The organism is Streptomyces sp. NPDC050743, from assembly GCF_044456925.1.
Taxonomy (GTDB): domain Bacteria; phylum Actinomycetota; class Actinomycetes; order Streptomycetales; family Streptomycetaceae; genus Streptomyces.
On record NZ_JBITGJ010000024.1, the window covers coordinates 1 to 19,113 of the forward strand.

22 protein-coding genes and 1 pseudogene are annotated in these 19,113 nt (G+C 71.9%); 19 read left to right on the forward strand and 4 right to left on the reverse strand.

Annotated elements, in window-relative coordinates; all coding sequences use genetic code 11:
- The 5 genes and pseudogenes from ACIBJF_RS23040 to ACIBJF_RS23060 all read left to right on the forward strand — a co-directional run.
- A partial coding sequence (locus ACIBJF_RS23040) for a hypothetical protein (RefSeq protein WP_399176223.1) occupies positions 1-762 on the forward strand: 762 nt, incomplete at its 5' end.
- Positions 763-1,105: 343 nt separating this feature from the next.
- Positions 1,106-1,201, forward strand: a pseudogene (locus ACIBJF_RS23045) (cysteine hydrolase); the annotation flags it as partial.
- 117 nt (positions 1,202-1,318) lie between these two features.
- Complete coding sequence (locus ACIBJF_RS23050) at positions 1,319-1,573, forward strand: hypothetical protein (RefSeq protein WP_399176225.1); 255 nt, start codon at positions 1,319-1,321, stop codon at positions 1,571-1,573.
- 162 nt (positions 1,574-1,735) lie between these two features.
- On the forward strand, positions 1,736-2,656 hold the full coding sequence (gene htpX / locus ACIBJF_RS23055) for a zinc metalloprotease HtpX (protein ID WP_399176226.1): 921 nt from the start codon (positions 1,736-1,738) through the stop codon (positions 2,654-2,656).
- A gap of 3 nt (positions 2,657-2,659) precedes the next feature.
- The gene (locus ACIBJF_RS23060) at positions 2,660-3,244 is read left to right on the forward strand and encodes a hypothetical protein (protein WP_399176228.1); all 585 of its coding nucleotides are present in this window, start codon (positions 2,660-2,662) and stop codon (positions 3,242-3,244) included.
- A gap of 16 nt (positions 3,245-3,260) precedes the next feature.
- Here the strand turns inward: ACIBJF_RS23060 and ACIBJF_RS23065 are convergent, their stop codons facing one another.
- Positions 3,261-3,539: a hypothetical protein gene (locus ACIBJF_RS23065; RefSeq protein ID WP_365325168.1), complete on the reverse strand. Its 279-nt coding sequence runs from the start codon at positions 3,537-3,539 to the stop codon at positions 3,261-3,263.
- 137 nt (positions 3,540-3,676) lie between these two features.
- Between ACIBJF_RS23065 and ACIBJF_RS23070 the strand changes: the two genes are divergently transcribed.
- On the forward strand, positions 3,677-4,507 hold the full coding sequence (locus tag ACIBJF_RS23070) for an alpha/beta hydrolase (protein WP_399176230.1): 831 nt from the start codon (positions 3,677-3,679) through the stop codon (positions 4,505-4,507).
- Here the strand turns inward: ACIBJF_RS23070 and ACIBJF_RS23075 are convergent.
- On the reverse strand, positions 4,495-4,809 hold the full coding sequence (locus ACIBJF_RS23075; RefSeq protein ID WP_399176231.1) for a hypothetical protein: 315 nt from the start codon (positions 4,807-4,809) through the stop codon (positions 4,495-4,497). The genes ACIBJF_RS23070 and ACIBJF_RS23075 overlap by 13 nt on opposite strands.
- A gap of 220 nt (positions 4,810-5,029) precedes the next feature.
- Between ACIBJF_RS23075 and ACIBJF_RS23080 the strand changes: the two genes are divergently transcribed.
- Both ACIBJF_RS23080 and ACIBJF_RS23085 read left to right on the forward strand, forming a co-directional pair.
- Entirely contained in the window at positions 5,030-5,398 is a 369-nt protein-coding gene (locus tag ACIBJF_RS23080) for an arsenate reductase family protein (RefSeq protein WP_399176233.1), read from the forward strand.
- Positions 5,399-5,519: 121 nt separating this feature from the next.
- Complete coding sequence (locus ACIBJF_RS23085) at positions 5,520-6,251, forward strand: hypothetical protein (RefSeq protein ID WP_399176235.1); 732 nt, start codon at positions 5,520-5,522, stop codon at positions 6,249-6,251.
- A gap of 3 nt (positions 6,252-6,254) precedes the next feature.
- Here the strand turns inward: ACIBJF_RS23085 and ACIBJF_RS23090 are convergent, their stop codons facing one another.
- Positions 6,255-7,121 carry an alpha/beta fold hydrolase gene (locus tag ACIBJF_RS23090; protein WP_399176236.1) on the reverse strand — a complete coding sequence of 289 codons (867 nt, stop codon included), beginning with the start codon at positions 7,119-7,121 and terminating at the stop codon, positions 6,255-6,257.
- A 70-nt stretch (positions 7,122-7,191) separates the two neighbouring features.
- Here ACIBJF_RS23090 and ACIBJF_RS23095 point away from each other — a divergent pair, with 70 nt between their 5' ends.
- The 8 genes from ACIBJF_RS23095 (at position 7,192) to ACIBJF_RS23130 (ending at position 14,570) form a co-directional block, all read left to right on the forward strand.
- The gene (locus ACIBJF_RS23095; RefSeq protein WP_399176238.1) at positions 7,192-7,668 is read left to right on the forward strand and encodes a MarR family transcriptional regulator; all 477 of its coding nucleotides are present in this window, start codon (positions 7,192-7,194) and stop codon (positions 7,666-7,668) included.
- Positions 7,669-7,827: 159 nt separating this feature from the next.
- The gene (gene glnII / locus ACIBJF_RS23100; protein WP_399176241.1) at positions 7,828-8,859 is read left to right on the forward strand and encodes a glutamine synthetase; all 1,032 of its coding nucleotides are present in this window, start codon (positions 7,828-7,830) and stop codon (positions 8,857-8,859) included.
- 186 nt (positions 8,860-9,045) lie between these two features.
- Complete coding sequence (locus ACIBJF_RS23105) at positions 9,046-9,168, forward strand: hypothetical protein (RefSeq protein WP_399176243.1); 123 nt, start codon at positions 9,046-9,048, stop codon at positions 9,166-9,168.
- A 118-nt stretch (positions 9,169-9,286) separates the two neighbouring features.
- Positions 9,287-9,853, forward strand: coding sequence for a winged helix-turn-helix domain-containing protein (locus ACIBJF_RS23110; RefSeq protein WP_399176244.1), 567 nt, complete (start codon positions 9,287-9,289; stop codon positions 9,851-9,853).
- Positions 9,854-9,919: 66 nt separating this feature from the next.
- The gene (locus tag ACIBJF_RS23115; protein WP_399176246.1) at positions 9,920-10,972 is read left to right on the forward strand and encodes an NAD-dependent epimerase/dehydratase family protein; all 1,053 of its coding nucleotides are present in this window, start codon (positions 9,920-9,922) and stop codon (positions 10,970-10,972) included.
- 31 nt (positions 10,973-11,003) lie between these two features.
- Positions 11,004-12,266, forward strand: coding sequence for a sensor histidine kinase (locus ACIBJF_RS23120; protein WP_399176248.1), 1,263 nt, complete (start codon positions 11,004-11,006; stop codon positions 12,264-12,266).
- Complete coding sequence (locus tag ACIBJF_RS23125) at positions 12,251-12,904, forward strand: LuxR C-terminal-related transcriptional regulator (RefSeq protein WP_399176250.1); 654 nt, start codon at positions 12,251-12,253, stop codon at positions 12,902-12,904. Before ACIBJF_RS23120 ends, ACIBJF_RS23125 begins: the two co-directional genes overlap by 16 nt.
- Before the next feature lie 136 nt (positions 12,905-13,040).
- Positions 13,041-14,570, forward strand: a complete 1,530-nt coding sequence (locus tag ACIBJF_RS23130) for a DUF1996 domain-containing protein (RefSeq protein WP_399176251.1) — start codon at positions 13,041-13,043, stop codon at positions 14,568-14,570.
- Positions 14,571-14,637: 67 nt separating this feature from the next.
- Here the strand turns inward: ACIBJF_RS23130 and ACIBJF_RS23135 are convergent, their stop codons facing one another.
- Positions 14,638-15,039, reverse strand: coding sequence for a hypothetical protein (locus tag ACIBJF_RS23135; RefSeq protein ID WP_399176252.1), 402 nt, complete (start codon positions 15,037-15,039; stop codon positions 14,638-14,640).
- Positions 15,040-15,211: 172 nt separating this feature from the next.
- Here ACIBJF_RS23135 and ACIBJF_RS23140 point away from each other — a divergent pair, with 172 nt between their 5' ends.
- From ACIBJF_RS23140 to ACIBJF_RS23150, 3 genes are all read left to right on the forward strand, one after another.
- Positions 15,212-17,128 (forward strand): hypothetical protein, encoded by a 1,917-nt coding sequence (locus ACIBJF_RS23140; protein ID WP_399176254.1) that lies wholly within the window; start codon positions 15,212-15,214, stop codon positions 17,126-17,128.
- Between the two features lie 77 nt (positions 17,129-17,205).
- A complete protein-coding gene (locus ACIBJF_RS23145) occupies positions 17,206-18,084 on the forward strand; it encodes a metal-dependent hydrolase (RefSeq protein WP_399176256.1) in 879 nt (292 codons plus the stop codon).
- Positions 18,084-19,109 (forward strand): PDR/VanB family oxidoreductase, encoded by a 1,026-nt coding sequence (locus tag ACIBJF_RS23150; protein WP_399176258.1) that lies wholly within the window; start codon positions 18,084-18,086, stop codon positions 19,107-19,109. The genes ACIBJF_RS23145 and ACIBJF_RS23150 overlap by 1 nt, the downstream gene beginning before the upstream one ends.
- Positions 19,110-19,113: the final 4 nt, after the last annotated feature.

The following is a 19,113-nucleotide window of genomic DNA, read 5'->3' on the forward strand; positions in this document are numbered from 1 at the left end:
ATCATGGCCCCAACGTCGTGCTTTACCGGGCAGGTCCACAGACTGCCCGACGCGCCGGAAGCTTACGGGGCCATGATCACTCGCGCCAAAGCAGCGCCACCCCAAAGCCGCTACGCCGACCTCAGCACCGTCGTCCGCAGGCGCGACCACGGCCGGTCCGGAATCGAGGTGCCGAGGAAACGCCACCGTGGCACGATGCCGACTCACATCCTTACTGGTGGGGGCGCGAACATGACCGAAGAGGAAGCGCTGCGACAACTACGACGAGTGGCTCAGGAACGGGCATTGGGCCGTCACGTCGGCTCTGACCGGCTCATCCAAGCGGGGCTTGACGCACTTCTGGCTGGTGTCGACACGCCATCGATAGCGCTCCTGGCTGGACTGGGACGGCGCGAGGAGCCCGAAGCGCCGGATCTGTTCGATCAGGTCCTAGAGGAGCTGAGTCTGCACTTCGAGACCCCCGCGGACCCGACTGCCGCTTCCTGGGCCCTGATCTACTGGTTGGCGGAGCAGATAGTCGACGGCTCACTCGATCCCGCCACTGGTGCCGATCAGATCTGGCTAGAGATGCTAACCGAGCTTGACCTCCGTTGGCCCTACCCCGAGGAGCTGCACCCGATCGCCCTGTGCGCGAGCGATCTGGAGGACTGGAACGAGAGCTGGGATATCTCACTGGACGACCTAAAAGCAAAGGCCTTCCAGGCCGCCCAGCACCTCCTGCGCGCCCGACCACCGGAAGAATCGGAACGCCGATCCGAATGATCGACATATCGGGTCCAGCCGAGGGCCGGGGCCGTCTCTGGGCCGTGCGGGGGTGCTCAACGACGACCAACGCTGACAACCACCGACAGCTAAGTCGCAGGTCGCAGCGTTGATCGATTACACGGCCGCAGGTCAGGAGCCCGGCCCTTCACTTCTTCGACGTGTGACAGACGGTCCCCGCGGACTGGACAGGCCCCCCGGCTCGGCCGGGGGGCCTTCCCCGTGCTCAGCCCGTGTGCCGGAAGCGGCTTCGATGAGACCCCGGGCGCGCCGGCCGAGGGCGAGGCGGTGGTCGTCAAGCAGTCGCCGAACGCGTTCCTCGACACCGAGCCGGGCGCAGACCGCCGTCGCCGAGGTGTCCGCCGAGCAGCTCCACCACGGCGCGCTCGCGACGATCGAGGACCTGTACGGCGTCGTCGTGCCGTCCGCCGCGTCGCTCGGCCGGCCGCCGCCGGCCCGGCCACCGGGGCGAGGGAACTTTTTCCCGCTTCCCGGACTTCCTACTTCCGGGGGATCATCCCTCCTGACCCTGCCGGACGAGAGAGGTTGAACGGGGATGACGGAACAGGACGACTGGGAGCGGGAGTTCGATCACCGCTGGGCGAATTCCGCCGAGCACAAGGAGCCCTCGGCCCGGGCCCGGATGCTGGCCGCGCGCTGGAAGGAGAACCCGCCGAACCCGGCGCCCTTCCGCGCCGATCCCGAGCCGGTGCCGCGCCGGGCGTCATGGGCGTCGACGGCCGTGGTCTTCGGCTGTGTGATCGCGGTCATGGTGCTGATCGGGCTGCTGCAGTTCGGCTCCTCGCGCTAGGGCGGGTCGTACCCGGCGCACGGTGACCGGGGACGTTCGGCGACGGCCGGCCGACTCACGGGCACGTTTTGCCGCTCCTAGGGGCGTTCGGGACCTGTTCATGGGAATCGGCTGGTGCACACTGGACAGCGGGACGAGTGCCTGACTGCGGGGTGATGCAAGATGCAGAGCCGCTTCCGGAGCGACCGACGGCTGACCGTGCGCATGGGTCTGACGATGTTCCTGCTCGGTCTGCTGTACGTGGCGTTCGTAGCCGCGCTGATCGCGCTGCTGAAGTCCTGGGTGCTGGTCGTCGTCGTGGTCGGGGCGATGTTCGTGGCGCAGTTCTGGTTCTCCGACCGGATCGCCATGTTCGCGATGCACGGCCGGGTCGTGGAGCGCGAGGAGTATCCCGAGCTGCACGCGGTGGTCGACCGGCTGTGCGCACTCGCGGACATGCCCAAACCGGTGGTCGCGGTGTCCAACATGGACATGCCCAACGCGTTCGCGACCGGCCGCAACCCCGATCACGCGGTGATCTGCGTGACCACGGGGCTGCTGCGGCGGCTGGAGCCGGCCGAGCTGGAGGGCGTGCTCGCGCACGAGATGTCGCACGTGGCGCACAAGGACGTCGCCGTGATCACGATCGCGTCCTTCCTCGGGGTGCTGGCGGGCCTGATCGTGCGGTTCGCCTTCTACTCGCAGCTCTTCGGCGGGGGCCGCAGGGACCAGAACACCGCCGCCGTCTTCGCCGCGATCATGGGTGTCTCCGCGGCGGTGTACGCGATCAGCTTCCTGCTGATCCGGGCGCTGTCCCGGTACCGGGAGCTGGCGGCGGACCGCGCGGCCGCGCATCTGACCGGCCGCCCGTCGGCCCTTGCCTCGGCGCTCACCAAGGTCACCGGGGACATCGCGCGGATCCCGACCAAGGACCTGCGCACCGCCCAGGCCTTCAACGCCTTCTACTTCACCCCGGCGACCGGGAAGGAGCCGGGCATCGAGCGGATCTTCTCCACGCACCCGACCCTGGAGCAGCGGCTGGAGCAGCTCGGCCGGATCTCGGCGGAGCTGGGCGAGGCCGCCACTCCGGGGAAGGCGGGCTGAGCATTGGGGCTGCTGGACATCCTGCTGGGCCGCACGAAACCGGTCGCGCCCGATCTCGACCAGCTCTTCGCGCTGCCCTCGGCGGCCGTGACCCTTCAGGCCGCGGCCGGGTTCACGCCGACCGGGACCGGTGCGGTGTGCTTCGCCACGGTGGAGGGTTCGGCGTTCGAGCAGACCCACCGGGAGGTGCAGGCACTGCTGGACGCGGACACCGACCGCAGCGGTCCGCCGGTGGAGCTGCGCCGGGACGACTACGGCTACTCCTGGCTGGTGTCCGCGCGCGGCCCCGATCAGCTGCCGGAGCTGGTCAACGATCTGCACGCGGTGAACAGCGCGATGGAGATCAACGGCTTCGGCCCGCAGCTGCTGTGCTCGCTGGCCGCCTTCGCGGACGACGGCGGCCGCAGGCTGGCGCTGGTCTACCTCTACAAGCGGGGCACCTTCTATCCGTTCGCTCCGCTGCCCGGCGCGGCCGAGCGGCGGGACAACGCGCTGGAGCTGCAGGTGAAGGCGGCGCTCGTGAACGATCTGCGGATCGAGCAGGACCTCGGCCGCTGGTTCCCCGTGTGGGGCGCCCCCGGTCTGTGACCGGGGACGCCGTCGCTCACCTGCTCTTCTCGCGCTCCTGCCGGCGGGTCTCGAAGGGCCGTTCCCGGCGGTAGCGGCGCTCCCACTTCGCCAGCCGGTCCCGGCGGTCGCGGTAGGCGCGGTAGCTCTCCGGCGTGGGCGGGGTGCCCGCGCCGGCGGGTGGCGGCGTGCCGGGCGAACCGCGTCCCTGCGTCGCGTACAGGTACAGCAGCGCGACGGCGGCGAGCCACCACAGATGGTTTCCGATTCCGAGGATCACCAGGACGACGGTCCCGGACGCGACGATGCCACGCATGACGGACCTCCGTAAGGGTGAGTGTGGCGGGGGTGGAGTGTGTCGGCTTCGTGCCGTTTGTTCAGAGTAGGGAGGCGACGACGGGGAGCGCATCCCGTTTTCCACCCGGCGCGCGTCCGCCATGAGTGAATGACTCCGTGAACGAACTCTCCGAATTCACCCACGACTTCGACGGCGAACGACTCAGCGGCCTGACGGCCGGTGCACCCGGCCGGGCCACGGCGGTGCTGCTGCACGGCGCGGGCAACGGCAGCAAGCAGCGCCTCCTGCCGCTGCTCACGGAGTTCGCCGAGCGCGGCCGCCATGCCCTGGCCTTCGACTTCTCGGGCCACGGCGACAGCACGGGATCCCTCGCGGACCTGAGCCTGCGCCGCCGGTTCGAGCAGGCGGTGGCGGTGGTCGACGCGCACGCGCCCGCGGATGCCTCGCTGGTGCTGGTCGGCTTCAGCATGAGCGGCCAGACGGTGGCCGATCTCGTACGGCACTACGGCCCACGGGTGGTGGCCGTCGGCCTGTGCGCGCCGGCCGTCTACGCGCCCGAGGCCTGGGACGTGCCGTTCGAGAACGGCCAGGGCCGCTTCAGCGAGATCATCCGCACGCCGGCCGGCTGGCGCAGTTCACGGGCGCTGGAGGTGTTCCGGGCGTACGGGGGCCGGGCGGTGCTGGCGGTCCCGGGCACCGACGCGGTCATCCCGCCGGCCGTGACGGAGGCCGTGCAGGACGCCCTGTCGGCGCGGGCCCGGTACACCCGCTTCGAACTCCCCGAGGCGGAGCACCGGTTGGGGTCGTGGTTTCGGGAGCACGCCGGGGACCGGCGGGAGTTCGTCGAGTGCGTCCTGGCGGAGTCGGACGAGCGTGCGGCGGTGGAGGCCGCATCGGCCTGGGCACGACCGAAGGGCGGCGGGGGACGCCGGGTGCCTCCGGGAAGACGGGCACCCGGCGCCGGTGCGGGCTTTCAGCGGTTGTAGCGCATGAACGCGCGCACCATGTGGCACGTCGTGTCGGACGGCGGGCGCATGCCGATCTCCTCCGCCGTGCTGCGGATCATGTCGTCGCGGGCCTGGGCCGGCTGGTAGATCCCGGAGTCGAGCAGGGCTATCGCCAGGCGCATGGCCTTCAGACGGCGGTTGTGGGTGACGTACCACTCGCGCGGCCGTCCGGCCGGCAGCGGTCGCTTCGCCACGGGCTCGTAGGGCGAGTCGAACAGCACGGGATGCTTGGCGGTGGACTGGGTGGGCAACGGCTTCGGCTTCAGGGCGGCAGCGGGCACGGGCATCCTCCTGTCGCGGTCAGGGCAGCCCTCCGGGGTTCCGGCGACTGTCTCGAACACTGCTTCCAGTCTACCGGCGGCCACTGACAATCGGCGGTCCGCGAAGGCAGCCGAATGCCCAGGTGGGGCACAGGATTTGGGATGCGTGACAGGCGGTCGAGGAGGGGCCGGCGGGGCGTCGGAAATTCGAACAGAGCCGGGGCCGAGTACCGTGTGCGGCATGGAAATCTGGATCAACCCGGCCTGCTCCAAGTGCCGCAGCGCCATCAGCCTGCTCGACGCCGAGGGAGCCGAGTACACCGTCCGCCGCTATCTGGAGGACGTGCCGAGCGAGGACGAGATCAGGGCCGTGCTGGAGCGGCTGGGGCTCGAACCGTGGGACATCACCCGCACCCAGGAGGCCGAGGCCAAGGAGCTGGGCCTCAAGGAGTGGGCGCGGGACGCCGACACCCGCGACCGGTGGATCGCCGCGCTCGCCGAGCATCCCAGGCTCATCCAGCGGCCGATCATCACCGCCGACGACGGAACGGCCCTGGTGGCCCGCTCCGAGGACGCGGTACGGGAAGCCCTGGCGCACGACAAGGCCTGAGCCGCTTGCCCAACTCCTCTGTGACGCAGCCCACTTCACCGACTCCCGCAACCGCTGAGTAACCCCGTTCGGTATCTCGTACATAGCGGCGTACGCTCCCCTACCTCTTCAGGAGGCGCGCATGTCGCGCAGGAGAACTCTCGGCACGAAGAAGAAGATCGCACTGCTCGTCGGCGCCGCGGCGGTGGCGGGCGGCGGGGCTTTCGCACTGGCCACGACGTCCAACGCCGCCCAGCCCGCGCAGGGCGCGAAGACGCTGTCCGCCGGGGACTCGACGGTGTGCCAGGGGCTGGCCACGGCCCACGGCAACAACGACCGGTTCATCGCGGACCAGAAGGCCCATCCGGACGCGCAGTCGGCGGCCCGGATCGCCAACCGCGAGGCGGTCATCAAGCAGATCGAGGTCCAGCAGAAGGCGGCCGGTTGCACGGTTGGGGAGTCGGCTCAGGGCTCCCAGACCGGGCAGCAGGCGCAGAACGGCCAGCAGGGCGCCGGACAGCAGGCCGGACAGCAGGCCGGTCAGCAGGGCGCCGGTCAGCAGGGCGCGCAGCCCTCGCAGTCCGCCGCCGCGGGGAACAACGGCGGCGGCGCCGCCGCGGCCTCCGGTCAGCAGGTCTGCAACGGCTCCACGGTCACGCTCTCCGGTGAGGGCGGCGCCCCGGCCGCCTCCAGCAACCAGTTCCCGGCCGGGACCACCCTGAAGGTCACCAACCTGGACAACAACAAGTCCACGACGGTGAAGGTCACCTCCGTCTCCGGCAGTTGCGTGCTGCTCAACAACGCGGCCTTCGAACAGGTCAGGGAGCCCGGCAAGTTCCTCATCCGCCATGCCCGGATCGAGAAGGTGGGGTGAGGCTCAGGCACCGGTCAGGAACGCGGTGAGGCGACCGGCGAGATCACCCGGCGCGGACTGCGGCAGCGTGTGATGGGACACCTCCGGCAGGACGGCGGTCTCCACGTGCGGCAGCAGCGCGCGGGCCCGGTCGGCCACCGCACGCGGCGCATGGGTCCTGCTGTTCGCGGCCACGATCAGCAGGACCCGCGTGTCCAGGGCCCGCAGCGCCTCCGGCGCCGGGCGCGGGCCGGTCACCGGCTTCGCGGCCGGGAAGCCCGCGGCTGCCTCCTGGAGGGCGAGCCAGTCCGGGTCCGGCGGCACTCCCCCGGCCTCCCACTCCAGGAAGGCGCGCACCCGGCGGGGTGTGGGCCGCAGCAGCATCGGCAGGGCGCGCAGCAGATACGCCGCCTTGTACCCGGCGAAGCACTGGGTCGGGTCCAGGAGGAACAGGCGGCGTGTCCGGGCGGGGGCGCTCAGGGTGTAGTGCAGGGCGATCCAGCCGCCGTAGGAGTGGCCGCCCAGGTCGGCCGAGGCGGCGCCCAGGCCGTCCAGGACCGCGTCCAGCCAGCGCGTCAGGTCGGCGACCGTACGGGGGTGGCGGTCGCCGGCCGGGACGCTCAGGCCCGGGGCGCCGATCACGTCGACCGCGTGCATCCGGCGCACCCGGGCCAGCTGGGCGACCTGGGCGTACCAGGAGACGGAGGTGGCGCCACCGCCGCCCGGGAGCAGGAGCAGCGGGGGCGCGTCGCGGGGGCCGCAGGTGTTGACGCGGGTGTCGCCGAAGGGCGTGGCGACCGTCAGCGCCTCCCGCTCGGCGGGCCATTTCGCCAGGACCTTGTCGTACGCAACCCGGAAGGCCTCGCTGTCGTATCCGGTGTCTCCGCCCACGGAACCGCCCCCCTATCATCTCGTTCGGCGAGATACTCGCCGAACGAGATGATAGTCCGGGAGGCCCCGCGTGCAGTCCGATCTGGAGACCGTCCACCTGCTGCGTGCCGCCGTCGTCGAACTCGGCCTGCACAGCGGCCGGTTCGCGCAGCAGAACGGCATGCATCCCACGGACGTACGCGCCCTGATCGCGCTCATGGACGCGCGGCGCGCGGGCGAGGAGCTGACCGCGGGGCGGCTCGGGGCCGAGCTCGGGCTCAACTCGGCGGGCACGACGGCGCTGCTGGACCGGCTGGAGCGGGCGGGTCGGGTACGGCGGGCGCGCGGGCGGAGCGATCGGCGGAAGGTCGTCGTGGAGGTGACGGACAGTGCCGTGGAGCTCGGCCGGACGTTCTTCGGGCCGCTGATCGAGCGCTCGCTGGAGCTGCTGCGCGGCTACGACGACCATCAGCGGGCCGCGATCCGGGACTTCCTCGACGGGGTCCGGCAGGCCGCGGCGGAGGGCGCCCATACCCCGCCCGCCGGCACCTCACAACGTGAGCCGTGACACAGAACGACCAGGTAACACGGGGTTCACACACGGGCAATGGACGGGAAATCGCCTGTTGACAGGCTGCCCGGCAGATCGAGCGGCGCCCCAGTGCCGCAGCGCCGCAGCACCCGCGACGACGAGTGCGCCCGACCCACCGCTTAAGGATGTGGCCCCGTGAGCTTCAAGGCTGAGTACATCTGGATCGACGGCACCGCGCCGACGGCCAAGCTCCGTTCCAAGACGAAGATCATCACGGGTGCCCCGGCCGGTCTCGACGCGCTGCCGATCTGGGGCTTCGACGGCTCCTCCACCAACCAGGCCGAGGGCCACTCCTCGGACTGCGTGCTCAAGCCGGTCTTCACCTGCCCGGACCCGATCCGCGGCGGCGACGACGTCCTGGTGCTGTGCGAGGTCCTGGGCACCGACCTGACCCCGCACCCGTCCAACACGCGGGCCGCGCTGGCCGAGGTCGCCGGGCGGTTCGCCGCCCAGGAGCCGATCTTCGGCATCGAGCAGGAGTACACCTTCTTCGACGGCTCCCGCCCGCTCGGCTTCCCCGAGGGCGGCTTCCCGGCCCCCCAGGGCGGCTACTACTGCGGTGTCGGCGCCGACGAGATCTTCGGCCGCGAGATCGTCGAGGCCCACCTGGAGAACTGCCTGAAGGCCGGCCTCGGCATCTCCGGCATCAACGCCGAGGTCATGCCGGGCCAGTGGGAGTTCCAGGTCGGCCCGCTCGCGCCGCTGGAGGTCTCCGACCAGCTGTGGGTGGCCCGCTGGCTGCTGTACCGCACCGCCGAGGACTTCGGCATCTCCGCGACCCTGGACCCCAAGCCGGTCAAGGGCGACTGGAACGGCGCGGGCGCGCACACCAACTTCTCCACCAAGGCCATGCGCGAGGGCTACGACGCCATCATCACCGCGTGCGAGTCGCTCGGCGAGGGCTCCAAGCCGCTGGACCACGTCAAGAACTACGGCGCCGGCATCGACGAGCGCCTGACGGGCCTGCACGAGACCGCCCCCTGGGACAAGTACTCCTACGGCGTCTCCGACCGCGGCGCCTCTGTCCGTATCCCGTGGCAGGTCGAGAAGGACGGCAAGGGCTACATCGAGGACCGCCGCCCGAACGCCAACGTCGACCCGTACGTGGTGACCCGCCTGCTGGTGAACACCTGCTGCTCCGCGCTGGAGAAGGCCGGCCAGCTCTGATCCGTCCCGCTTCACCCAGGGGCGCCCGCCGTGCTGGCGGGCGCCCCTGCTGCGTGCCGTGCGCTGCCGTGGAGACCGACGGGGTGAACGGCGCGGAGACCGACGGCGGGACAACCCTCGTCCGGATGCCGAGACGACATTTCACGCGGGGTCCTGTCCGGCGCCCGCGTCTGCTTCAATGGGCCCATGGCCAGCTTCCAGGAGATCACCGCGACGGGTCGCCATGACCTCGAGCCCTTCTGGCCCTCCCGTCAGCACCACGACTTCGACCGGGTGTGTTGCCGCGCGGTGAACGCGCGGGCCCTCTAAAGCCGTAACCCCCGGCCTTCGGCCAGCGCGGAACGACGTACGTCCCCGGCGCGCCCGACCACGAATCGCGGCCGTCGCTCCCACCGACGAACTTCTCGCGCGAAAGAGCTGACCTCTCATGGCGACCACTCGTTCTCTCTCCTCCCCCTCCACCCTCACCGCCCCCGCCCGGCACCGGCTGCGCGCCGTCGACCGGGACGAGGTGGTGGACGTCGCGGACTTCCTGCCGCCGGGCGCCACCTGGCTGCCCGCGCCGCAGCACACCCTGCCGAGCCTGCCCGGGCAGCCGCCGATGGTCGGCTACCTGGTGCTGGTCCCGGCCGACCAGCGCCCGCCGTTCCTGCCGGTCGCGGTGCCGGACCAGCCGGAGACGGCGGCCGAGGCGGGCACCGAGCCGCTGGTGCGGATCGACCCCGTGCAGCGCATCGCCAGCGTCGACGGCCGTGAACTCGACCTCACCTACCTGGAGTTCGAGCTGCTCGCACACCTGGTGGCCCATCCGCACCGGGTGCACACCCGCGACCAGCTGGTCACCACCGTGTGGGGCTACGGCCACGTCGGTGACGGCCGCACCGTGGACGTGCACATCGCCCGGCTGCGCCGCAAGCTGGGCGCCGAGCACCGTCGGACGATCCAGACGGTGCGCCGGGTCGGCTACAAGTACGCCCCGCCGACCGGCCGCTGACCGGGCCGCTCTGCCCTCGGCAGAGCCCCGTACCGTCCGGCGCCCGGAGCGGGCACGATCACCGGTATGAGACTTCTGGTGCTGGGCGGTACGGAGTTCGTGGGGCGGGCCGTCGTGGAGGCGGCGCTCGGGCGCGGCTGGGAGGTGACCGTCTTCCACCGCGGACGGCACCAAGCGCCGCCCGGGGTGCGGTCGTTGCACGGCGACCGCACCGCACCGGACGGCCTGGCCGAGCTCGCCGAAGGCGCCGGCTCCTGGGACGCCGTGGTCGACACCTGGTCGGCCGAGCCGCGTGCCGTGCACGCGGCGGCACGGCTGCTGCGGGGCCGTGCCGCCCGGTACGTGTACGTCTCCAGCCGGTCCGTGTACGCCTGGCCCTGGCCCACCCTGGGCGGGGCCGCCGCGGCCGGGGCGCTGGTCGAGGGCGCCGCCGCCGACGCCGGGCCGACCGACTACCCACGCGACAAGCGGGGCGGCGAGCTGGCCGCCGTCGAGGCCTTCGGTGAGCGGGACTCGCTGCTGGTGCGGGCCGGGCTGATCCTCGGCCCGTACGAGAACGTGGGCCGGCTGCCCTGGTGGCTCACCCGGATCGCGCGCGGCGGCCCGGTCCTGGCCCCCGGGCCGCGCGAGCTGCCGGTGCAGTTCATCGACGCCCGCGACCTGGCCGGCTGGCTGCTCGGCGCGGTGGAACAGTCGCTGAGCGGGCCGTACGACCTGGTCGGCCCGCCGGGACACAGCACCATGGGCGAGCTGCTCGACCTGTGTGTCCGGGTCACCGGTGCGGAAGCCGAGCTGCGCTGGACCGACCCGGAAACGATCCTGGCCGCCGGGATCGAACCGTGGACCGGGCTGCCGGTGTGGGCGCCACCGGGCACCGAGCTGTACGACTGCGTGCACCGGACGGACGTGTCACGGGCGCTGGCCACCGGTCTGGTGTGCCGACCGGCCGCGCAGACCGTGGCGGACACCTGGCGCTGGCTGACGGGGCTCGGCGGCGTGGCACCGCTGCGGCCCGACCGGACGGTCAAGGGCGTCGATCCGGAGGTGGAGGCGAAGGTCCTGGCCGGCGGCGGGGGTGTACCTGACACCACCCCGCAGGAGGGGGCCTCGGGCCAATGACCCCCGCCCCGGGATCGACGAGACTTGCCGCATGAGCAGCGAGGACAAGAGCGGCCGCGTCCGGGAGGCCGTACTGGCCGCCGTGCGCGGGCTGGTGCTGGCAGTGACCGTGCTGCCCTTCGGAATCGTGTTCCTGGTACTGGTCCCACTGTCCTTCGCCTTCATCCCGCTCGGCGTCGGACTGGTGACGACTCCGGCCGTGCTGACGGGCGTTCGCGCGCTGGCGGACGTGCGCCGCAGGCTGGCGGGCGAGTGGTGCGGGGTGCGGATCGGGGCGGCGTACCGGCCGATCCCCCGCGGCACCAACCCGTGGACCCGCACCTTCACGATGCTGGGCGACCCCCAGACCTGGCGGGACGTGCGCTGGCTGCCGGTGGACGTCACGGTCGGTTTCGTCACGGCGCTGGTCCCGGCCGTGCTGCTGTTCTACCCCGTCGAGGGGCTGATGCTGCCCTTCGGGCTGTGGCAGCCGTACACGCACGGCGGCGGCACCTACTGGTACGCGTTCGTCCCGGTCACCGGAGAGGCGAACGCCATCGGCGCGGGCGTTCTCGCCCTCGTCCTCCTCGGCGTCGCCCTGCGCTACACCCCGGCCCTGCTGACCGCGCACTTCCGGCTCACCCGGGCGGTGCTCGACAACGGCAAGGGCGAACTCGCCGAGCGGGTGAGGGTGTTGACCGAGACCCGGCGGGACGCCGTGGACACCTCCGCCGCCGAACTGCGGCGCATCGAGCGGGACCTGCACGACGGGGCGCAGGCTCGGCTGGTCGCCATGGGAATGGACCTCGGCACCATCGAGATGCTGGTGGAACGGGACCCGGCCCAGGCGAAGCGGCTGCTCGCCCAGGCCCGCCGGAACTCGGCCGATGCCCTGGAGGAGCTGCGCGACCTGGTGCGCGGCATCCACCCGCCGGTCCTCGCCGAACGCGGGCTCGGCGACGCCGTACGGGCGCTGGCGCTGCGGCTGCCGCTGCCGGCCGAGGTGACCGTGGAGCTGTCCGGCCGGGCGGACGCGCCGGTGGAGTCGGCGGCCTACTTCGCGGTCAGCGAGGTGCTCACCAACGCCGCCAAGCACTCCGGGGCCGACCGGGTCTGGGTCGACGTGCACCACGCCGACGGCCGGCTGCGGATCGCGGTCACCGACAACGGCAGGGGCGGCGCGGCGATCGGGGCCGGGTCGGGGCTCGCCGGGGTGGAACGCCGGCTCGGTACATTCGACGGCGTCCTGGCCGTCAGCAGCCCCGTAGGCGGCCCCACCCTGGTGACCATGGAGATCCCGTGCGCGTTGTCCTAGCCGAAGACCTCTTCCTGCTGCGCGACGGGCTGGTGCGGATGCTGGAGGCCTTCGGCTTCGAGATCGCCGCCGCCGTCGAGTCCGGCCCCGAACTCACCCGGGCGCTGGCCGAGTTGGATCCGGACGTGGCCGTGGTCGACGTACGGCTGCCGCCCACGCACACCGACGAGGGCCTGCAGTGCGCGCTCGCGGCCCGCAAGGCCCGGCCCGGGCTGCCGGTGCTGGTCCTCTCCCAGCACGTGGAGCAGCTGTACGCGCGCGAGTTGCTCGCCGACGGCAGCGGCGGGATCGGCTATCTGCTGAAGGACCGGGTGTTCGACGCCGAGCAGTTCGTGGACTCCGTACGACGGGTGGCGGCGGGCGGTACGGCGATGGACCCGCAGGTGATCCAGCAGCTGCTGTCCCGGCGGGCCGGCGACGACCGGCCGCTCGCGGGCCTGACCCCGCGCGAGCTGGAGGTGCTGGAGCTGATGGCGCAGGGCAGGTCGAACGCGGGCATCGCGGCCCAGCTGGTGGTGACCGAGCGCGCCATCGCCAAGCACACCTCCAACATCTTCACCAAGCTGGGCCTGGAGGTGTCGGACGACGACAACCGGCGCGTGCTGGCGGTCCTCGCCTATCTGGACCGGGACCGCTGACCTGCCAACTCACCTGTTTCTGCGAGGAATTTGTGAGACGGGTGAACACCTCTGGGGCGGCGTCCGTATGGAAGGGCGCCGCTTCACTCCTGTCGGGCGCCTCGATGCTGCCCCGCAAGGAAGTCAGAGGAGTTCCATGGGACGCAACACACGAAAACGCCGTACGCCGCTGGCCACCAAGGCCATAGCCGCATCGGCGGCCCTAGCGCTCGGCGGGGGCGGGCTGATCTGGGCGAACTTCTACGCCTCTGCGCACGAGTCGCACAACCAGACGTGGGGAGGCAACCAGACGAAGGCCGCGACGGCGCAGGTCGCGACGATCTCCTGTCCGGACGTCCAGCAGAAGCTGACGAACGTGCCGTGGCGGGCCCGCCAGGGCGTGGCGACCGAGCTGGCCAACCTCGACAAGCAGATCACCGAGGCCTACACCCGGCTCGCCTCCACGCGCGACGCACAGGCCAAGGATCCGAACTTCGTGCAGAACGCGATCGTCGGCCCCCTCAAGGAGAAGCGGGCGGCGACGATCGACCGGATCCGGATCGACATCCAGCGCGTCGGCGGGTCCTTCGACAACGCCATCAAGCAGCTCGCCGCCTGTACGACGCAGTCCGCCAACCAGACCACCGCCGGGGGGAACGGCGATGGCCAGCAACAGAACAACGGCGGCCAGCAGCAGGGCGGCCAGCAACAAGGCGGTCAGCAGCAAGGCGGTCAGCAGCAGGGCAACAACGGTGGCCAGGCCGGTGACGGACCCTCCGCGGCGGACTTCGTGGACATCACCAAGGTCGCGCCGAACGTCCTGTCCAAGCCGAACAAGACCCCCAACGCCTCGACGGGCACGTTCACCACGCGCTGCGGGGTGAACGCGAACCAGAACCACAACAGCGACAACGTGATCGTCGCCCCCGGTGTGACCAACGGTGCCCACCACGTCCACGACTACGTCGGCAACCAGAAGGTCAACGCGTTCTCCAGCAACCAGACGTTCCTGCAGGGCGGCAGCAGCTGCCAGAACCGCAACGACCTGTCGGCGTACTACTGGCCGGTCATCCGCGAGCAGGACGGCACCCAGGAGAAGGACGCGAACGCGGACGGCGGTGGCAAGGACCTCAACGTCGGCAAGATCCTGGTCGCGCAGCAGGCCCAGATCAAGTACGTGGGCAGCCCGGCGAGCAAGGTCGTCGCGATGCCGCAGTTCCTGCGGATCATCACCGGTGACGCCAAGGCGGCCACCAACGGCACGGCCAACGCCAACGCGCACTGGAGCTGCACCGGCTTCGAGAACAGGGTGCAGCTGACGGACAAGTACCCGATCTGCCCCACGGGCAGCAAGGTGGTGCGCACGTTCGCCTTCCAGAGCTGCTGGGACGGCCAGAACATCGACAGCGCCAACCACCGTACGCACGTGGCCTTCGCCGACCCCGGCAGCGGTGTCTGCCCGAACGGTTTCAAGGCGATCCCGCAGCTGACGATGCGCCTGGTGTACAACGTGCCGCAGCCCGTCATCCAGGCGGACGGCACGGTGAAGAACGCCTACGCGGTCGACGGCTTCCCGGAGCAGCTGCACAAGGCGATCACCGATCACGACGACTTCATCAGCGTCACGACCGGTGGCCTGGCGAACAAGATCGCCTCCTGCATCAACCGCGGTCAGAACTGCGCGTGACCCCCTGACCGGGCCAAGAACAAGGCCGGTGACGGACCCCCCTCCCGTCACCGGCCTTCCCGCGTCTTCAGCCGCCGTGCCCGGCGTGGGCGGCATGGTTCGTGCCCGTCTCCACATCCCCGCCGAGGGTGCCCCGCAGCGCCTTGACGACCCCGTCGTCGCCGACGGCGACCCACTTGCGGCCGACGAGGTAGTAACCGCCGTAGTCCTTCGCGTCGTTGATCCACTCGCGCTGGCCGCGGTCGGTGGCGAAGGTGGCGAGGATGAACTTGCCGTCGCCGTTGTCGCAGATGGCCTGGCGGATGTCGTCGGCGTCGGTCTGCATGTCCGGCTTGCACTTCACCTCGGCGGCCAGGCTCTCCAGGCTGCCGGTCGCGGTGGGCGGGACCGCCTTGGTGTCCCCGCCCGAGCCGCAGCCCGCCAGCGCCAGTACGGCCGCGGCGGCCGGCAGCAGTCGTGTCACCCTCATCTGTTCCTCCGGTCCAGTGGGCCAAGCATGCCTCAGCTCCTTCGGATACGGCTCCGGGACGCCGCGCGCTCAAACGCGGTGACGGCCTGGGCCACGCCCTCGGCGATGCCGTCGGCCGGCCGCGTCACCCATCCGGCGGTGACCAACTCACACTCCGCTCGTTCTCCATGACGTGCAGTCACAGGATGCAGCCCCCCGTCACGCACTCACCTCCGGGAAGACCGGACCGGTCGATGTCGAGCAGGCCGAGGCCGCGCTCGTCGAGCACTATCCACGGCTGGTCCGGATCGCCTATCTGGTGCTGCCGCCGGGCCTCGGCCGCAGCCGCCGGGTACTGACCGCGCACGCGCTCGTCCAGCGCGCCCTGCCCCGGGGCCGGGGGCGGCATTCCGTGATCCCGGCCCAGGCCGCCGGGCGCGAGGGCGACCCCGGGTACGCCTTCCTGCGCGAGCGCGTCCTGCGTACGGCCCTGGAGGCGGCCCGGCCCCGCAAGGGCCTGCCCCGGCTCGCCCAGCTGCCGCCGCTGCTGCCGCAGGTGTGGGGCCTGAGGCTGTTCCCGCGCTCGGGGGGCGCCGACGAACTCGCCCTGGACCAGCGGCTGTCCGCCCTGTCCGGACCGACCCGTGCCGCGTATGTGCTGCGCGGCCTGGAGAGGCTGCCCGACGCCGAGATCCGCAAGCTGCTCACCGCGGCCGGGGTGGACGACCCGGGCGGCGCGCTGGCCTCCGCGAACGGCGTGCCCACCCAGCCCGGACTGCTCTCCTCCCCCGAGTTCGACCCCTGCCTGCTGCAGGCCCGGCCCACCGATCTGATGCGCCGCCGCCAGCACACCAAGGCCGCCCTCGCCGCCGCCGCAGCGCTCGCGGTGTGCGGGGCGCTGGTCGCCCTGCCCAAAGGCGGCTGGGGCCCGGACGGCGCCGCCGCGCCCTCCTACGCCGAGAACCCTGCCGCCGAGGCCGCCCTCGACCCCGGCCGGCTGATCCGGGTCTCCCCCGCCGACTGGAGGACCGCCGCCCGCACCGACTTCTCGGTGTGGCCCGCGCGCGGCCCGCTCACCGGCGACACGGCCCTGCTGCGCCGCGCCCTCGCGGTGTGGGCCCGCCCCGGCGCCGAGGTCCGGGTCTCGGCGACCCCCGGCACCCAGACCGGCGGCCCGGCCGGCCCGCCCCAGCTGCTGTACGCGGGCAAGGTCGACAACGCGCGCGTGGTGATGTTCTACGACGGTCTGCGCATCGCCCGGTACGCCGAGCCGGTCGACGGCACCCAGGGCGCGGCCCTGGACTTCGCCCGGGTCGACGGCGCGACCGGCGCCGAGGCGAGCGCGCTGGTCCTGGGCCGCTCCGACGGCAATGTCCGCTATCTGACCGCGCCGTGGGTGAAGAAGGCGGCCGTGCGGGACCTGACGAAGCCGGACGCGGACGCGACCGCGCTGACCGTCGCCGACGGCATCACCGCGCCGCTGGCCAGCCCCGCGCTGCGGCCCGGCGGCTGCACCTCCTGGACCGTGCTCCAGCTGACCGACGCCTCGGGCACCGAACTCACCACCGACCTGGGCGAGTTGGTACCGGCTCATCTCACCGCCGGGCGGCCCGGATCGGCGGGCGAGGCGTCCGGGGCCGCCGGGCTGCAGGCGTGGGCGCCGTTCGCGTGCTCACTGCAGGCCGAGCGCTCCGCCGGGGTGCGCAGCGTCAACGCCTGGGCGTTCGCCGACCAGCCGCTGCCCGACGGCAGCGGGGCTGCCGGATGGGTGTGCACCAGGGCCGAGACCTGGCGCGGCGACGGTACGGCCGCGCTGGCCCAGTTCCGCACGCCGGGCGCGGCGGCGGGAGCGGCGGTCGCCAAGGGCACGGACGCACGGGCCTGCGGTCCGCGTGATCCCCATGTGCTCGCCGGGGTGCTGTGGAAGTCCGCGGCCGGGCACTGGTACCTGCTGGCGGCGGGCGACAAGGACACGGCGTCGATCCAGGCGGGCGGCGGGGTCACCGCGGCCGGCCAGGGACAGTTCCTGGTCGCCCGGGCCGAGCAGGGGGCCCAGGCCTCGCTGAAGGGCACACTGGCGGACGGGACCGAGATCAGCGGGTTGCGGTAGAGCCTTTGTTGACAGCGGCGTAAACAAGGCTCGTCCCAGGGGTTCTCAGGGCGCCTACCCGTCAGTACATTGACGCCATGTCTAACACGCAGGCCCGGGTGCCGCTCAAGGCACGCAAGGTGTCCTTCTCCTGGGACGGCACGCCGTTGCACTGGGTGCCGGATGATCCGTTCACCACGCACACCATCAACGTGCTGCACCTGCTGCTGCCCGCGGGTGAGCGGTGGTTCGTGCACGTGTACAAGCAGGTGCTGCCGTACATCCGCGACGAGCGGCTGCGCGAGGACGTCATCGGGTTCATCGGCCAGGAGGCCATGCACTCCCAGGCCCACGACGAGGTGCTGCCGCATCTGCGCGAGCAGGGGCTCGATCCGACGCCGTACACCGCGCAGGTCGACTGGTTCTTCGAGAAGCTGCTCGGCGACCGGACGCTGCCGCCGGGCAGGGCGCGCAGGTGGTGGCTGATGGAGCGGGTCGCGCTCATCGCGGCCATCGAGCACTACACCGCGTTCCTCGGCAACTGGGTGCTCAACGCCGGCGAACTGGACCGGCGCGGCGCCGACCCGACCATGCTGGACCTGCTGCGCTGGCACGGTGCGGAGGAGGTCGAACACCGTTCCGTCGCCTTCGAGTTGTTCATGCACGTCGACGGCAGCTACCGCCGGCGCGTACGGACCTGGGCGACGGCCTTCTCGGCGCTGGTGTTCCTGTGGCAGCGCGGGGCGCGGTTCTTCATGGAGAACGACCCGACCCTCATCGACGGCAAGGCCTCCTTCAAGGACTTCTACGACCGCGGCCGGAGCGGCCTGCTGCCCGGGACCGGGGACATGCTCAGGTCCATCCCCCGCTATCTGAGCCGCGCCTACCACCCCTCGCAGGAGGGCGACACCGAGCAGGCCGTCGCCTACCTGGCCTCCTCCCCGGCGGCCACGGCGGCGGAGAAGAGGGCCGCCTGATGCCGAAGCTGCGCACCCTCGTGCTCGTCGCGGGCGCCGCCCTGCTGACCCGGCGGGCCCTGCGCCGCCGCGTCCAGGCCTCGCCGCTGTGGCCGCTGCCCGCCCTCGACCCGCCGATCTCCGGCCGGCCGCGCTCGCAGGCACTGCGGCTGCTGGTCGCCTCCCGCGAGACGGTGGCCGAAGGCGTCGTCCAACTCCGCCTCGAAGGACGGGGCTTGCCGCGCTGGGAGCCCGGAGCGCATCTCGACCTCGTCCTGCCGTCGGGGCTCGTGCGGCAGTACTCGCTGTGCGGGGACCCCGAGGACACCTCCTCGTACACGGTCGCGACCCGGCTGGTGGAGGACGGCCGGGGCGGCTCGCGCGAGGTGCACGAGCAGGTCACCGAGGGCATGGAGTTGGTGGTTCGGGGGCCGCGGAATCGTTTTCCGCTGGTCGAGGCGCCGTCGTACGTCTTCGTCGCCGGCGGGATCGGAATCACCCCGTTGCTGCCGATGCTGCGGGCTCTGCCGGAGCACGCCGAGTGGCGGCTGCTGTACGCGGGACGCGACCGGGCCTCGATGCCGTTCCTGGAGGAGGTCGAGAAGCTGGGCGGCGGCGGCCGGGTGACCGTCGTGGAGGGGCGGCCGGACCTCGACGCGCTGGAGGTGAGCGAGGGGGCCGCCGTCTACGCCTGCGGCCCCGAGGGACTCATGGCGGCCGTCGCGGCACGCTTCCCGGACGTCCGTCTCGAACGGTTCGCGCCCCGTACGTCGTCCGAGGGCAACGCGGAGTTCGAGGTCGAACTGAGGCGCAGCGGACGGACGTTGACCGTGGCGGCCGACTCCACCGTGCTGGCCGCCGTGCGCCGGGAACTGCCGGTCACCGCCTACTCCTGCGGGCAGGGATTCTGCGGGACCTGCCAACAGCGGGTGCTGGAAGGGGAGATCGACCACCGGGACGAGCTGCTGACCGACGAGGAGCGCGGCGATTCGATGCTGATCTGCGTCTCGCGGGCCCGAAGCGATCGCCTGGTGCTCGACATGTGAACGC